The organism is Niveispirillum sp. GW835-FHT14G11, from assembly GCF_058793615.1.
In genome coordinates, this window is sequence record NZ_JBXAFZ010000008.1 from 308109 (window position 1) to 321863 (window position 13755).

Consider the following 13755-nt stretch of genomic DNA (forward strand, 5'->3'; position numbering starts at 1 on the left):
CCTCAGTTGAACGCCATGGGAACCATCAGGCCCCCGTCGCGGAACAGGCGGTTGGGCCCGCGCTCCAGCTTCAGCGGCGTGGCTGGCCCGACATTGCGGTCAAACATCTCACCGTAGTTGCCCAGTTGCTTGACGATGCGGTACGTCCATTGCTCATCCAGGCCCAGCGCCGCCCCGTTACCGGGCTCCACGCCCAGGAAGCGGCGGATGGTCGGGTCCTTGCTCTCGCGCATCGCATCGACATTGGCCTGGGTAATGCCCAGCTCCTCCGCCATCAGCAGCGCCTGGAACGACCATTTCACGATGTCGAACCATTGATCATCGCCATGGCGCACCGCTGGTGTCAGGGGCGACAGCTTGCCGTCGGCGGGGAAGATGATGAAATCGTCGGGATTGCCGGCCATGGTGGCCCGCACCGACGCCAGACCCGAGGCATCGGTGATCAGCGCGTCGCAGCGGCCCGAGAAGAACGCCTGCCGTGTCGCCTGCGTACTGTCGAAGATCACCGCCTTCAGGTTCGGCGCCACCCCCGCCACCAGATTGGTGAAGGTCACCTCCGTCGTCGATCCTGTCTGCACACAGACCGACGCCCCATCCAGTTCCTTGGAACTGGTGACGCCCATCGAACGGCGGACCATGATCCCGTCATAGTCGTAGTAATTGGGCAGGGTGAAATTCACCCCGTTGGCGTCGCGCGCCAGGGTCCAGGTGGTGGTGCGGGGCAGGATGTCGATCTCCCCGCTTTGCAGGGCGGTCAGCCGCTGCTGGCCCGTCAGCGGCACGAACCGGGCCTTGTCCTTGTCGCCCAGCACGGCGGCGGCCACGGCCCGGCAGGTCTCGATATCCAGCCCACGCCAGTAACCCTGGGCATCCGGCGCCCCGAACCCCACCGTGCCCGTGCTGGCCCCGCAATTGACATGGCCCCGATCGCGCACGGCCTTCAGCGTGCCACCGGATGGACTACCGGCGGCAACCTTCTTCTCCGCCGCCTGGCCGCAGGCGGTCAAGGCCAACAGGCATATCCCCGCCAGAAGCTGCTTGCCGATCCGCCTCATGGCCCTGCCCCTCCCCGCTCAACCGGCCAGAACGGGCACAGCCAACGCCGCGAACAGCGCCTCCAGATCGGCCCATAGATCCTGCGGGTCCTCCATGCCGATAGAGATGCGCAGGATCACGCCCTCGTCGGTCCAGTCGGTGGCCACCCGGTCGGCCTTGATGGCCATGGGCACGATCAGGCTGCGGGTGCCGCCCCAGGACGCGCCGATGGCAAACGTCTTCAAAACCCCGAACGCATCCTCGATCACCGTATTGGCCGCCGGCTTCAGCACCACGGAGAACACGCCCGACGCACCGGCGAAGTCGCGCTTCCAGATCTCATGCCCCGGACAGGTGGGCAGCGACGGGTGCAGCACCCGCTCCACCGCCGGCAGTTCCACCAGCCGGCGGGCGATGTCGGTGGCCACCGCATCGGCATGGCGCATGCGCACGCCCATCGTCTCCAGCCCGCGCAGCGCCAGCCCGCAATCATCCGGCGACACGCCGATGCCGATCATCCGCATCGTGTCCTTCAGGCGCCGGAACAGGGCCACATCCTTGACGCTGATCGACCCCATCAGCAGGTCGGAATGACCGCCGACATATTTGGACAAGGCTTCACTGGAGAAATCCACACCATGGGCAAGCGGCTTGAACAGTAGCGGCGTGGCCCAGGTATTGTCGCAACCGGTCAGGATGCCGCGCGCCGACGCCACCTTGACGATGGCCGGCACATCCTGGAATTCCATCGTCGTGGAACCGGGGCTCTCCATCCAGATCAGCTTGGTGTTGGCCTGGATCAGGGCTTCGATCCCCGCGCCGATCAGCGGATCGTAGACGGTGTATTCCACGCCGCGCGGCTTCAGGTAATTCTCGCAGAAGCCACGGCAGGGCGGATAGGCCGTGTCCGGGATCAGCACATGGTCGCCCGGCAGCAGCACGGTCAGGAAGACGATGGTGATCGCCGCCTGGCCCGACGGCACGATCACCGTCCGCTCCCCCTGCTCCAGCGCCGTCAGCTGCGCCTCCAGCGTGCGGGTGGTCGGCGTGCCGTGCAGCCCGTAGGTATAGCCGTCCGGCCCCCGGTATTTACGATTGGTATAGGACTTGGCGTCATCGAACAGGATAGTTGATGCCCGATAGGTGGGCACGCCCACGCTGGCGAACCCCTCATGCGAGACGGCGGGATGGATGACGCAACGGGACAGGTCGCGCATGACGTTCCTCGTGAAGTTTGATGACATCAGCATGTCGGCGCAGGGATACAAATTCAATTGACGATCCGGCACCGGTCTATGCCTTTACCTTATGGGACCGCCCCGGCGAGGGGGGGAAGGTCAGCGGTCGGCCACGACCTGCGGCGCCGGTTCGCAGACCGGCGTCACCTTCTGCCCGCGCAGAACCTTGTCGATGAACTGCCGGCTGTCCGGCAGGGAGGCGTTGACGGCGCCGCTATGGCTCAACCCCTCGTAAAGATGGGCTTCGACCAGGGTGCCGGCGGCGCAGGCATCGCGCGCCAGCGCCAGCTGCGACGCCGGCGCCACTTCCGCATCGATGCCGCCGATGGCCATGAACAGCGGTACCTCCAGCTTCAACTGCGGATAATCGGCGCGCGTCCCGACAATGTCGGTCAGAATTTTCATGCCCCCTGGCCGGATGCTGTTGGCGGCGCTCAACCCCGCGCCGCTGACATCGTTCCACAGCCGCGCCACGCAGGTGCCGCGCGCATGCTCCAGCAGCGGCAGCGCCGTGTCGGTCAGGATGTCGGATGGCTTCAGACCGGGCGCCATCTGCTCCGCCATCAGGATACCGTAGAGCAGGTTGGTGATGGCCGGGTTGACCTCGTCGGCGTCATGCGCACTGGCGGCATTGGAAAGCGCGCCGCCCAGGGAATAAGGCGTTCCCATGGCCACGATCCCGGCAATATCCAGATCCGGCGCATAGGCCTTGGCATAGGCCCCGGCGGCGAAGGCCGCCCGCCCCCCCTGCGATTGACCGATGATTGCCACCTTGTCGGACAGGCCCGCCTGACCGCGCACCGCACGGATGCCGTCCAGCACGCCATAGGCCAGCGGCCGCGCCATGACATAGGGATGCGGGCCGGCCGTGCCCAATCCCTGGTAATCGCTGGCGACGACGGCGAAGCCCCGCGCCAGCCAGTCATTGAGGAAGGTGACGTCACGGAAGGATCGGCCATGCCAGGAAGGGGCGCAGAAATCCGCGACGCCCATGGTGCCGTGCGCCCAGGCGATCAGCGGCCATCCCCCCGCCGGCGGATCGCCGGCCGGCAGGAACAGCGCCCCCGACACCACGATCGGCCGCTCCCCGTCCACCCCGTCGGTAGAGCTGTATAGCAGCCGCAGTTGCCGCCCGGCGGCCGGCAGCCCGACGGTCGCGTCCAACGGTTCGGTCCGCAGCAGCGCGCCGGGCTTCGGGATGGCCTGGTCCCAGCGATAAAAGCCGGACACACGGCCATCGCCGTATCCCGCCGCCGCCTGTCCCTGGGCATCGATGGCGACGCCGGCCAGCAACATGGCCGTCAGGCCGGTCAGGACCGCACGTTTCACCGACATCATGGCTTTCCCGTTACGCATGCTCATCGCGGCACTCCCCCGCCGTCATCTGTTTGTCATGGGGGAGCATGCAGGCCGAGGGGTACAAATTCAATTGACCGGATAGGCTGAGTCTATGCACAAATGTTATGGATATCTCTATCTTCGGCGGGCTCGCCCATGCATTTCCGTCAGCTTGAGATTTTCCGTGCCGTGATGATCAGCGGGTCAGCCTCGCGCGCGGCGGAATTGCTGCGCATCACGCAGCCGGCGGTCAGCCGGGCCCTGGTGGAACTGGAGGAAAGCCTGGGCTTTTCGCTGTTCGACCGGGTGAAGGGCAGGCTTGTGCCCACGCCGGAGGGACAGATGTTCTTCCGCGACGTGAATGCCAGCTTCGTGGGCCTGGACCGGCTGCGGGCATCGGCCGCGCGCATCCGCGATTTCGGCTCGGGCAGCCTGCGCATCGCCAGCATGGCGGCGTTTGGCACCACGGTCGTACCCAAGGCCATCCACGCCTTCCGCAAGAAACACCCGCAGATCGCCATCACCCTGCAGGTCCTGTCATCCTCGGCCGTGCGCGACCTTGTGGCCAACCAGCAGTTCGATATCGGCCTGGCTGCGGACGAGGTGGATCTGTCCGGCGTCGACCACCGCGTCTTCGGCAGCTTTCCCGCCGTCCTGGCCATCCCGGCCGGCCACCTGCTGGCCGACAAGCCGGTGATCACCCCCACGGACCTGCACGGCGTGCCCTTCATCGCGCTGGCGCCGGAAGACCGCGCCCGCCACCGCATCACCGACATCCTGGACGAAGCGGGCGCCCGGCCGGAAATCGTGGTGGAAACCCCCAGTGCGGGCACCATCTGCGCGCTGGTCCTGGAAGGGGTCGGCGTCGGCCTCGTCAACCCGGCCGCCACCGACGGCTACGCCCAACGCGGCCTGATCTTCCGCCCCTTCAAGCCCGACGTGCAGTTCAAATCCCACCTGCTGTTCCGCCCCGACGCCCAGAAGGCGCAGCTGGTGAAGGCCTTCGTGGGGGAGTTGCTGGCGTTCCGCAACAAGGTGACGATGCAGGGGGCGGGGTGACCCAAGCGACTGGTGGGCGCGGAGAGACTTAACAGGCCGCGGGGCGAAGGCGGAAATGTCCGACCGGCCGCTATTGCCCAGCGGCGCCTTGCCGGTGACCGACCCGGGCACCGCCAGCAGCAGGCGGAACAATTGCCCCCCGATCTATGCCCAGGCCCAGCATCAGCAGGTGCACGCGGGCATGCTGGTAGCAGTCCATCTGCCCCAGGATATGGGCGCGGTCCAGAGCCGTCCAGGCCGACGCCAATTCGCCGTCCGCCCGCGCCTGGCGGTAGAGGGTCAACTCCTCCACCAAGGCGGCGGGGTTCGGCATGTCACTTGGCCAGGATGTAAAGGCCGCGCTGGCCTTCCATGGGCTTGAACTTCTCAGTGATGCCCAGCACCGTTTCCGCCCCGCCCAGATAGAGGATACCGTCGGGCGGCAGCAGCTTGGCCATGGATTCCAGGACCTTGCCCTTGGTCGGCTGGTCGAAATAGATCAGCACATTGCGGCAGAAGATGACGTCGAACTGGCCCAGCGAGGTCAGATCGGTCAGCAGGTTGTATTCCTTGTACTGCACCCGCTGCCGGATATCGTCATTCAGCTGCCACTTGTCGCCCACCTGCTTGAAATACTTCACCAGCATGGTGATGGGCAGGCCGCGCTGCACCTCGAACTGGGTATAAAGGCCGGCGCGGGCCTTGTTGACCATCTCGCCGGACAGGTCGGTACCCACGATCTCGATCCGCCAACCAGCCAGCTTGGCCCCTTCCTCGTTCAGCAGCATGGCCAGCGAGTAGGCTTCCTGACCGGACGAGCAGGCGGCGGACCAGATGCGGAAACTTTTCTTGGCGGCGCGGTTGGCCAGCAGGTGCGGCAGCACCACGGCCTTGAACTGGTCGAACGGCTTCTGGTCGCGGAAAAACGAGGACTCGTTCGTGGTCATCGCTTCCGTGATGTCACGCAGCAGCGCTTCGTCCCGCTTGGCCCGTACGGTCGACGCCAGTTCGTCCAGACCCTTCAGCCCCCATTTGCGCGCCACCGGCATCAGCCGGCTTTCCAGCAGATAGGCCTTGTCCGGGGTCAGGACCAGACCCGACCGCTGCCGCAGCATGGTGCAGAACATATCGAAGTCTTCGACCTTCATGCTGCCTGCCTCAATGCGATCTTGCGAATGTAAGGCCCGATTTCCTTCAATGGCAAGACGGCGCTGCACAGCCCCGCATTCGCCACCGCCCCCGGCATGCCCCACACAACCGAGGAGGGTTCATCCTGGCCCAGCACGGCACCGCCGGCGGCCACCACCACTTCAGAACCACGCTGGCCGTCATGTCCCATGCCGGTCAGGATGGTGACCAGCACCCGCTTGCCATAGGCGCGCACGATGCTGCGCAGCATCGGGTCCACGGCTGGCCGGCAGAAATTCTCCGGCGGGTCCTTGGTCAGGGTCAGACAGTTCTGCCCATTCTTCTGGACCACCAGCATGTGGAAGTCACCGGGCGCCACATAGGCGCGGCCGCCCACGATCACCTCCCCCTCCTTGGCCTCCGCGCACTGCACGCCGCACTGGCGGGTGATATGCTCAGCCAGGATGGTGGTGAAGGTCGCCGGCATATGCTGGGTGATCAGGATCGGCTGCTTGACGTCCTTCAGGTGGCTCAACACCTCGAACAGCGCCTGCGGGCCGCCGGTCGAACTGCCGATGGCCAGGATGTCGGGCCGGAACTCGGGCAGCGCACGCAGGCTGATCGGTCCCGCCTCCGGCTTGGGCCGGATCGGTGTGGCCAGGGTGTAGCTGGTGGTGGGCGCCACATTGGGGATGGGCGCCACCACGGGACGCACGATGGTGCCCGCCCCCGGCGCAGGCGTCGGAGACGGCGCACCCTTGCGCGGATCGGCCCGTCGGGCCGCCATGGCCAGCGCCTTGACCTTGCCCGTCAACTCGCGCTTGAAATCATCGGCACTGGTCAACTCACGCGTGGAGGACGGTTTGGGGATGTAATCAGCCGCCCCCGCCTTCAGCGCCCGCAGCGAGATATCCGCGTTCTTGGCCGTCAGGGTCGACGCCATGACGATCTTCACATGCGGATCGATGGCCAGCAGGTGCGGCAGCGCCGACAAGCCATCCAGCACCGGCATCTCGATATCCAGCACGATGACGTCGATGCTCTGACGCTGCAACGTGTTGATGGCCATCTGCCCGTTGGCCACGGAGGCAACGACCTTGACTTCCGGATCGCCTTCCAGCGAACGCGTCAGCAGGCCGCGGATGACGGCACTGTCATCCACCACCATGACCCTGTAAGGTTCTGTTCCGGTCGGCGCTGCTGACGGCGCCGTCTTTCCGGGAAGCTCGTTCATTGCCTGCAATCCCGGACAGCCTCAGAGGAGGCCGACCTGCTGGAACTTGGTTTGGATGATGTCACTGTCGAACGGCTTCATGATGTATTCATTGGCGCCGGCCGACAGGGCTTCCTGGATATGGGCCAGGTCGTTCTCCGTCGTGCAGAAGACGACGCGGGGGCTTTCGCCACCGGTCATCTTCCGCAGCCGACGCAGGAATTCGATGCCGGTCATGACCGGCATGTTCCAGTCCAGCAGGATGGCGTCGGGCATCCGCTTGGCGCACAGCTCCATGGCCTGCTTGCCATCCTCGGCCTCCTCGCAGGAGAAACCGAGTTCTTCAAGGATCTTGCGCGCGACCTTGCGGACAACGCGGCTGTCATCGACGACCAGACAGGACTTCATCAACGGACCTCGATTGCCGGATGCGGGTTAGGCCGCTTCGATGTTAGCAAAGTTCAGCAGCTTTGAGACATCCAGAACGACAAGCAGCGTTTCTTTTAGGCGATAGATGCCCGTTGAAATCTCACGCCAGCGCGGGTCCAGGGTTGCCGGATGGCGCTCGAAGTCATTCGACGACAGCGACAGCACCTCACCGACATTATCAACCATGAGCGAATAAAGCTCGCCCTTATGGTCGACGACGATGCTCATCACCGGCTTGCCATCAGCCGGCCGGGGCGGCAGGCCCAGGCGCAGGCGGACATCGATGGCCGTCACGATGCGGCCGCGCAGGTTCAGCGAACCGGCAACCTCCGGCGGGGCCAGCGGAATGCGGGTGATCTTCTGCGGGCCCAGCACGTCCTGCACCTGCAGGACCGGGATGCCGAACAGCTGGTTCGCGATGGTCGCCGTGACGAAATCCTCGTTCTTCACGACAGCGATCTCGGAGGAACCGGCCTTCTTGACGGCGGGGAGACGGGCACTCATGCGGCACCTTTCTCGGTGATGGTCTGCTGCAACGTGAAGAGCAGGGCTTCACGATCGAACTTGGCGACATAGTCGTTGAAGCCGGCCTGACGGCCCCGCTCCAGGTCGCGCGGGGCGGCGTGGCTGGACAGTGCCACAAGCGGCGTGGTGGACCAGCGGGCGTTGGACCGGACCGCCTGGGCGAATTCCAGACCACTCATGCCGGGCATTTCGATATCCGACACGATGACGTCGAAATCTTCGCCCGACTCGCTGAGCGCCAGCGCTTCGTCACCGCTCTCCACCGCCGTGACGTCGTAGCCGGAAACAGTCAGCAGCGGCGTCAGCAGGTTGCGGAAGAACGGGCTGTCATCGACCAGCAGCACACGATGCTGCCGCTCGTCCTCGAAGCTTTCATGGGCGTTGCCGAACCAGTCCTTGAAGGCGCGGGTCAGGTAGAAGCCGGCATCGATGACGTCGGTTGCCTTGTTGGCGATGATGGCGGAACCCAGGAAGCCCTGGCGCTCCGTGCCCAATTCGACCTGCAGGCGATCTTCGACGATATCGACGATCTCGTCCACGACCAGACCCATGGAGCGGTCGCCATCGGCGAACACCACCACCGGCTGGCGCTTGTCGCGCTGGATCTTCCAGTTCGGGTCGATCGGCACCAGCGGCATCAGGCGGCCACGATACTGCACGACCGGCTCGCCGTTCGACAGCTCGACCTGATTGAGGTCGACATCCTCCAGGCGGGCGACCAGCGACAGCGGCACCGCCTTCGGCCCGCCCTCCCCGGCGCTGAACAGCAGCAGGGCCATCTTGTCATCCTCGCGACGCGACGACTTCGCCACTTCCTGCGCGGCGGCGGCGGCATTGTCGGCGGCACTGCCCATGGAACCGGACGCGGTGGCGATGCCGTTGGGGTCCAGGATCATGATCACCGAGCCATCGCCCAGGATCGTGTTGCCCGAGAACAGCTCAATATGGCGCAGGATCGGCGCCACCGGCTTGACCACGATTTCCTCGGTATCGAAGACGCGGTCGACGATGATGCCGAACGTGTAATTGCCGACCTGACTGACGACGATGAAGGTCTCGCGCTTATCGTCGTCATCGGCCACGCCCAGCTTCAGCAGGTTCTGCAGGCTGACCAGCGGCAGCAGGCGGTTGCGCAGGCGCAGGACCGGGGCGCCGTTGATACGCTCGATCTTGTGCTCGCTGTCGCTGGCGGCACGCACCAGCTCGATCACGCTGATCTGCGGCACGGCGAACCGTTCCGACGCGCATTCCACGATCAGGGCCGACACGATGGCCAGCGTCAGCGGGATCTTGATGGTGAAGGTCGTGCCGCGACCCTCGACCGACCGCATCTCGATCGTGCCGCCGATCTTCTCGATATTGGTCTTCACCACGTCCATGCCCACGCCACGGCCGGACACCGAGGTGACCTTGGCGGCGGTGGAGAAGCCGGGCTTGAAGATGAACTGCTGAATCTGCTGGTCCGACATCTGGGCCAGCTCGGACTCGCTGGCCAGGCCGTTCTGGACGATCTTGGCCTTGATCTTCGACAGGGCCAGACCGCGACCATCATCGGCGATCTCGATGATGATGTGACCGCCTTCATGATAGGCGTTCAGCGTGATACGTCCGGTCTCGCCCTTGCCGGCGGCCAGACGGTCGGCCGGGGTTTCCAGTCCATGATCGCCGGAATTGCGGACCATGTGGGTCAGCGGGTCCTTGATCAGCTCCAGCACCTGACGGTCCAGTTCCGTCTCGGCGCCCAGCATCTGCAGCTCGATCTTCTTGTGAAGTTCGTGGCTGAGATCGCGGACCAGGCGCGGCAGCTTGGCCCAGGCATTGCCGATGGGCTGCATGCGCGTCTTCATGACGCCTTCCTGCAGCTCCGACGTCACATGGTTCAGGCGCTGCAAGGGTGCCGCGAACTCGCTGTCCTTCTGCGAGCGCAGGATCTGAAGCAGCTGGTTGCGGGTCAGCACCAGCTCCGACACCATGGTCATCAGGTTTTCCAGCAGGTCCACATGCACGCGGATGGTCTGCTGGGCCAGCGCGCTTTCCTTGGACTCGCCACGGACATCGTCCTGCGGCTCGGTGCGCGGCGGTGGCGGCGGCGGCGGAGGGGCGACCTCGACCGGGGCCGGCGGCTCGGCGGCCTTGACCACGGCAGCGGGCGGAGGCGGCGGCGGTGGTGGAGGCGGCGATGCCGGGGCCAGCGTGTGGGTCAGATGCGCCGGAACCGGCGTGAACAGCTCGTCGGGATCATTCTCGGGCGGCGGCGGGGCTGCCGGCGCCGGGGCGGGTGCCGCGGCAGCCTTGGGCAGCTCCTTGCCGTCAGCCATGGCGTTCAGCCGGTCGATCAGGTCCTGATCGCCGCCGGGCGGCTCCGCCTCGGTCGCCTCCAGGACGGACAGGATGCCCTTGATCGTATCCAGCGATTCGAGGATCAGCGACACGGCGTAGGGGGAGACATGCAGCTCACCGTCGCGGAACTTGCCCAGCACGTTCTCGCCGGCATGCGCCACCGACTCCAGCCGGGGCAGACCCAGGAAGCCGCAGGTGCCCTTGATGGTATGAACCAGACGGAAGATGTTCGACAGCAGCCCCGGATCGTTGGGGTTCTGCTCCAGCTTTACCAGCTCGACGTCGAGGACGGCGAGGTTCTCATTGGTCTCAGTGAGGAATTCACTCAGCAGATCATCCATGGTCCACGCCCCGTTTCGGGAAAACCCAGTTTCCGCGTCATACACCGGTCTTCAGTCCTGTGAAGCACCCTTGTACGCGCCCGGCCGCCCGTCGGCCAAATGAAGAGTCTCGGAATTCGGTTAAATTCGTTCAGGCACCAGGGAATTGATGGCCTGTCGGACAGGCCTTTGGCAAGGGGAACATTACCTCTTTTCGGTTAGGTCCGACCATCTTGATCTGCCGCAATGGCAAAGTATGACCCAGCTTCCGCTCTCGGAGTGGTTGAACAGTTGCGCGGCAGCATCATCCTTCCTGATTCCGTCGGCCGATCAGGCACCGGCGGGCTGGATTCGCAGCCGCACCTCTCCCGTTCCCCCCGCATGCTCCACGACGAGCGACAGGCCATAGGCCGCTGCGATGCGAGGCGCCGCGTGCGACAGCACCGACCGTGGGCCCAGGTCGGCCTCCGCCACCTGTCCGGCCAGGGCGGGCCCCATCTCCGGCCGCAGCGCACAACCGGCACCCGATGCGGTGACGGCAAGACCGGCATCACCGCCCGCCACCTGTACGGTACCGCCACGCGGCAACGTCTCCTCCGCCAGCAGCGCCGCCAGCAACGCTGCCTTCAGCAGCCCCGGTGGCGGGTCGACGGGTGCCGCATTCCAATCCAGCCGTACCTTGCCGCCACGGAACCAACCCTCCAGCACGGCCCGCGCATCGCCGACGGTCAGCGATTGACCGCCGGCCGCTCCCAGCGCCACGCGGTAGAGCCGCAGGCGGGCCGATGCCGTCTCCGCGCTGTCGGCGATCAGGTCCAGGGCCTCTCCGCCCATGTCCCCGCCTTCGTCCAACAATTCAACGCCATTATTGACAGCCCCGATGGGGCCCACCAGATCGTGGCAGAGGCGGGAGCATAGAAGCTCCACTGCCCGAATTCCCAATGTCATCCTGCATCCCCGGCACTGGGGCGCGCCATCCCGTTTGGCCCCGGTCGGGGGCCGGCCAGGGATGGCGTGCCGTGTCACAGGCGGCTAGGATAGGGCGTGGTCACTGGAGTGGAAACCAAAGAGATGTCCGATTTCCTGGCGCCCGGCATTTTCGTTCGCCATCCGTCCCAGCCCGACTGGGGCCTGGGCCAGGTGCAGTCGGTGGTGGGGCCGCGCGTGACGGTGAATTTCGAACATGCCGGCAAGCTGCTGATCAACGCCGCCGCCGTATCGCTGACCATCGTCGATCCGGACGAAGAATAGGCGACAACAAAAAGGCGCCCCGTCCGGAGCGCCTTGGGCACACATGTCGGCAGGTCCCGTCGGGCCTTGCTACAGACCCATTACCATTTGCGTTCGGTCTTCAACTGACCGCCATTCAGCGCATCCAGGAAGCTGCCGCCCGGCTTGGGCCGCTGGGCCCGGACCATGCGGGGGTTGGGCTTCTTGTTCGCCTGCTCCACCACCTTGACGGCTGTCGTCGTGGCATCGGTCTCCACGCGGCGGCGCACATCTTCGTCCAGGGACTCAAAGGCCTGCTGGGCGAAGACCAGGGCATTCTCCGAGCGGGTTTCCACGACCTGCCGCAACGCATTGGCCGCCATCAGGCATTCCAGCCGCTCCGGCCCCGTGATGTCATCAAGGGCGCCGGCCAGAATCCCGATTGCTTCCAACGTCTTGGGATCGTTCAATTCCACGGACATTTAAACGCGGACCCTTCAGGTACAGTCACACTCGTCTATATAGTCCCACCGTCCGCGAGAATACGCAACACATAGTCTGGAAACGCTTTGTCATGCGGACAACGAAGCCCCGCCGCGCGCCGATATCGTATCCGACGGGCTTTACAGGTCCCCCCGCCATCGGCATGGTCACGCCCATGTCGATCTGCACCCAGACCACTACCACCATGACTAAAAAGACCACCCTGCGGGGCGGGCTTCTGGTCATGCGCGCGGTTTGACGCGAACGACAGAAGCCAGATGCCCCGCCGGAAACGGATGGGGCGGCCAAAGGTGGACCAGACCCTGTCTCCGGCAAGAGATGACAGAGGAACAGGGTCCATGAATATCCGCGTTGCCCCCGAAAACCTGAACGCCGCTTCCAACCAGTCCGCCGGCCGGCCCATTTCCGTTGCCGTCGTCGGTGCCACCGGTGCCGTGGGCGTGGAAATCCGCGAATGCCTGGAAAAGGCTGGCCTCAACCTGGCCCAGGTACGCCTGCTGGCCTCCAGGCGCTCGGCCGGCCATGCCGTACCGTTCGCCGGCGGCACCCTGGTGATCGAGGAACTGGGCGACGACAGCTTCCAGGGCATCGATTATGCCCTGTTCTCCGCCGGCAGCGGCGTGTCGAAGGAATATGCGCCCAAGGCCGTGGCCGCCGGTGCCGTCGTCATCGACAATTCATCCGCCTTCCGCATGGATGACGCCATTCCGCTGGTCGTGCCGGAAGTGAACCCGGACGTGATCCCGGCCCGGCCCGGCATCATCGCCAATCCCAATTGCGTGGCCATCATCGCCACCGTGCCCCTGGCCCCGCTGGATGCGGCCCACAAGATCCGCCGCCTGAACGTCGCCACCTACCAGGCGGCCAGCGGCGCCGGTGCTGCCGCCATGGAGGAGCTGCGCGCCGCCACCGCAGCCTATCTGGCCGGCGAACATTATGCGCCGCGCGTGCTGCCCCACCCCTACGCCTTCAATGTCTTCTCCCACAATGCCGCCATCAATCCGGAGACGGGCTATAATGGCGAGGAGGAGAAGGTGATCGAGGAGACGCGCAAGATCATGCGCCGTCCGGACCTGCATATCAGCATCACCTGTGTCCGCGTGCCCGTGCTGCGCGCCCATTCCATGGCCGTGACGGTGGAGTTCGAGGATGTGGTAACCCCCGAACAGGTCCGCACCATCCTGCGCGAGGCGCCCGGCGTGCGCATCGTGGAGAATATCGAGGGCAACCATTTCCCCATGCCGAACGAAGCGTCCGGCCAGGGCGACGTGCTGGTCGGCCGCATCCGCCGCGATGTCGGCGACCCCACCGGCCGCTCCATCGCCCTGTTCCTGGCCGGCGACCAGTTGCTGAAGGGCGCGGCGTTGAACGCTGTGCAGATCCTGCAAAGGCTGGTGGGGTAAAGGGTACCCGTATCACTACCGTAGGTCAGGTGGAG

13 protein-coding genes and 1 pseudogene are annotated in these 13755 nt (G+C 65.4%); 3 read left to right on the forward strand and 11 right to left on the reverse strand.

The features are described from left to right. Positions 1-2: 2 nt before the first annotated feature. The 3 genes from AC1Q7F_RS16860 to AC1Q7F_RS16870 all read right to left on the reverse strand — a co-directional run bounded on the left by AC1Q7F_RS16860 (position 3) and on the right by AC1Q7F_RS16870 (position 3635). Positions 3-1055, reverse strand: coding sequence for an amino acid ABC transporter substrate-binding protein (locus AC1Q7F_RS16860; RefSeq protein ID WP_492508898.1), 1053 nt, complete (start codon positions 1053-1055; stop codon positions 3-5). 18 nt (positions 1056-1073) lie between these two features. Beyond that, positions 1074-2252 (reverse strand): cystathionine beta-lyase, encoded by a 1179-nt coding sequence (gene metC, locus AC1Q7F_RS16865; protein WP_492508900.1) that lies wholly within the window; start codon positions 2250-2252, stop codon positions 1074-1076. A gap of 120 nt (positions 2253-2372) precedes the next feature. Next, complete coding sequence (locus AC1Q7F_RS16870) at positions 2373-3635, reverse strand: lipase family protein (protein ID WP_492508902.1); 1263 nt, start codon at positions 3633-3635, stop codon at positions 2373-2375. A gap of 132 nt (positions 3636-3767) precedes the next feature. On the opposite strand from AC1Q7F_RS16870, the gene AC1Q7F_RS16875 reads away from it, so the two are divergent. Continuing rightward, positions 3768-4670, forward strand: a complete 903-nt coding sequence (locus tag AC1Q7F_RS16875; RefSeq protein ID WP_492508904.1) for a LysR substrate-binding domain-containing protein — start codon at positions 3768-3770, stop codon at positions 4668-4670. Positions 4671-4757: 87 nt separating this feature from the next. On the opposite strand, the pseudogene AC1Q7F_RS16880 reads toward AC1Q7F_RS16875, so the two are convergent. From AC1Q7F_RS16880 to AC1Q7F_RS16910, 7 genes and pseudogenes are all read right to left on the reverse strand, one after another. Then, positions 4758-4983, reverse strand: a pseudogene (locus AC1Q7F_RS16880) (DUF3703 domain-containing protein); the annotation flags it as partial. A 1-nt stretch (position 4984) separates the two neighbouring features. Next, complete coding sequence (locus AC1Q7F_RS16885) at positions 4985-5797, reverse strand: CheR family methyltransferase (RefSeq protein ID WP_492508906.1); 813 nt, start codon at positions 5795-5797, stop codon at positions 4985-4987. Beyond that, on the reverse strand, positions 5794-7011 hold the full coding sequence (locus tag AC1Q7F_RS16890; protein ID WP_492508908.1) for a protein-glutamate methylesterase/protein-glutamine glutaminase: 1218 nt from the start codon (positions 7009-7011) through the stop codon (positions 5794-5796). Before AC1Q7F_RS16890 ends, AC1Q7F_RS16885 begins: the two co-directional genes overlap by 4 nt. Before the next feature lie 21 nt (positions 7012-7032). After that, the gene (locus AC1Q7F_RS16895; protein WP_094457562.1) at positions 7033-7398 is read right to left on the reverse strand and encodes a response regulator; all 366 of its coding nucleotides are present in this window, start codon (positions 7396-7398) and stop codon (positions 7033-7035) included. A 27-nt stretch (positions 7399-7425) separates the two neighbouring features. Beyond that, complete coding sequence (locus tag AC1Q7F_RS16900) at positions 7426-7923, reverse strand: chemotaxis protein CheW (RefSeq protein WP_492508910.1); 498 nt, start codon at positions 7921-7923, stop codon at positions 7426-7428. Next, the gene (locus AC1Q7F_RS16905; protein WP_492508912.1) at positions 7920-10625 is read right to left on the reverse strand and encodes a hybrid sensor histidine kinase/response regulator; all 2706 of its coding nucleotides are present in this window, start codon (positions 10623-10625) and stop codon (positions 7920-7922) included. The genes AC1Q7F_RS16900 and AC1Q7F_RS16905 overlap by 4 nt, the downstream gene beginning before the upstream one ends. Positions 10626-10934: 309 nt before the next feature. Further along, a complete protein-coding gene (locus AC1Q7F_RS16910; protein WP_492508914.1) occupies positions 10935-11552 on the reverse strand; it encodes a histidine phosphotransferase family protein in 618 nt (205 codons plus the stop codon). Positions 11553-11675: 123 nt separating this feature from the next. On the opposite strand from AC1Q7F_RS16910, the gene AC1Q7F_RS16915 reads away from it, so the two are divergent. After that, the gene (locus tag AC1Q7F_RS16915; protein WP_492508916.1) at positions 11676-11855 is read left to right on the forward strand and encodes a DUF3553 domain-containing protein; all 180 of its coding nucleotides are present in this window, start codon (positions 11676-11678) and stop codon (positions 11853-11855) included. An 80-nt stretch (positions 11856-11935) separates the two neighbouring features. Here the strand turns inward: AC1Q7F_RS16915 and AC1Q7F_RS16920 are convergent, their stop codons facing one another. Beyond that, complete coding sequence (locus AC1Q7F_RS16920; RefSeq protein WP_492508918.1) at positions 11936-12295, reverse strand: hypothetical protein; 360 nt, start codon at positions 12293-12295, stop codon at positions 11936-11938. 360 nt (positions 12296-12655) lie between these two features. On the opposite strand from AC1Q7F_RS16920, the gene AC1Q7F_RS16925 reads away from it, so the two are divergent. Then, positions 12656-13720, forward strand: coding sequence for an aspartate-semialdehyde dehydrogenase (locus AC1Q7F_RS16925; protein WP_492508920.1), 1065 nt, complete (start codon positions 12656-12658; stop codon positions 13718-13720). Positions 13721-13755: the final 35 nt, after the last annotated feature.

What these genes read in the sequence shown, in the direction of transcription:
- AC1Q7F_RS16915 (WP_492508916.1), top strand. Translation starts at nt 11,676, where the DNA reads ATGTCCGATTTCCTGGCGCCCGGCATTTTCGTTCGCCATCCGTCCCAG.
- AC1Q7F_RS16920 (WP_492508918.1), bottom strand. Translation starts at nt 12,295, where the DNA reads ATGTCCGTGGAATTGAACGATCCCAAGACGTTGGAAGCAATCGGGATT.
- AC1Q7F_RS16925 (WP_492508920.1), top strand. Translation starts at nt 12,656, where the DNA reads ATGAATATCCGCGTTGCCCCCGAAAACCTGAACGCCGCTTCCAACCAG.
- AC1Q7F_RS16910 (WP_492508914.1), bottom strand. Translation starts at nt 11,552, where the DNA reads ATGACATTGGGAATTCGGGCAGTGGAGCTTCTATGCTCCCGCCTCTGC.
- AC1Q7F_RS16860 (WP_492508898.1), bottom strand. Translation starts at nt 1,055, where the DNA reads ATGAGGCGGATCGGCAAGCAGCTTCTGGCGGGGATATGCCTGTTGGCC.
- AC1Q7F_RS16885 (WP_492508906.1), bottom strand. Translation starts at nt 5,797, where the DNA reads ATGAAGGTCGAAGACTTCGATATGTTCTGCACCATGCTGCGGCAGCGG.
- AC1Q7F_RS16870 (WP_492508902.1), bottom strand. Translation starts at nt 3,635, where the DNA reads ATGAGCATGCGTAACGGGAAAGCCATGATGTCGGTGAAACGTGCGGTC.
- AC1Q7F_RS16890 (WP_492508908.1), bottom strand. Translation starts at nt 7,011, where the DNA reads ATGAACGAGCTTCCCGGAAAGACGGCGCCGTCAGCAGCGCCGACCGGA.
- AC1Q7F_RS16875 (WP_492508904.1), top strand. Translation starts at nt 3,768, where the DNA reads ATGCATTTCCGTCAGCTTGAGATTTTCCGTGCCGTGATGATCAGCGGG.
- metC (WP_492508900.1), bottom strand. Translation starts at nt 2,252, where the DNA reads ATGCGCGACCTGTCCCGTTGCGTCATCCATCCCGCCGTCTCGCATGAG.
- AC1Q7F_RS16900 (WP_492508910.1), bottom strand. Translation starts at nt 7,923, where the DNA reads ATGAGTGCCCGTCTCCCCGCCGTCAAGAAGGCCGGTTCCTCCGAGATC.
- AC1Q7F_RS16905 (WP_492508912.1), bottom strand. Translation starts at nt 10,625, where the DNA reads ATGGATGATCTGCTGAGTGAATTCCTCACTGAGACCAATGAGAACCTC.
- AC1Q7F_RS16895 (WP_094457562.1), bottom strand. Translation starts at nt 7,398, where the DNA reads ATGAAGTCCTGTCTGGTCGTCGATGACAGCCGCGTTGTCCGCAAGGTC.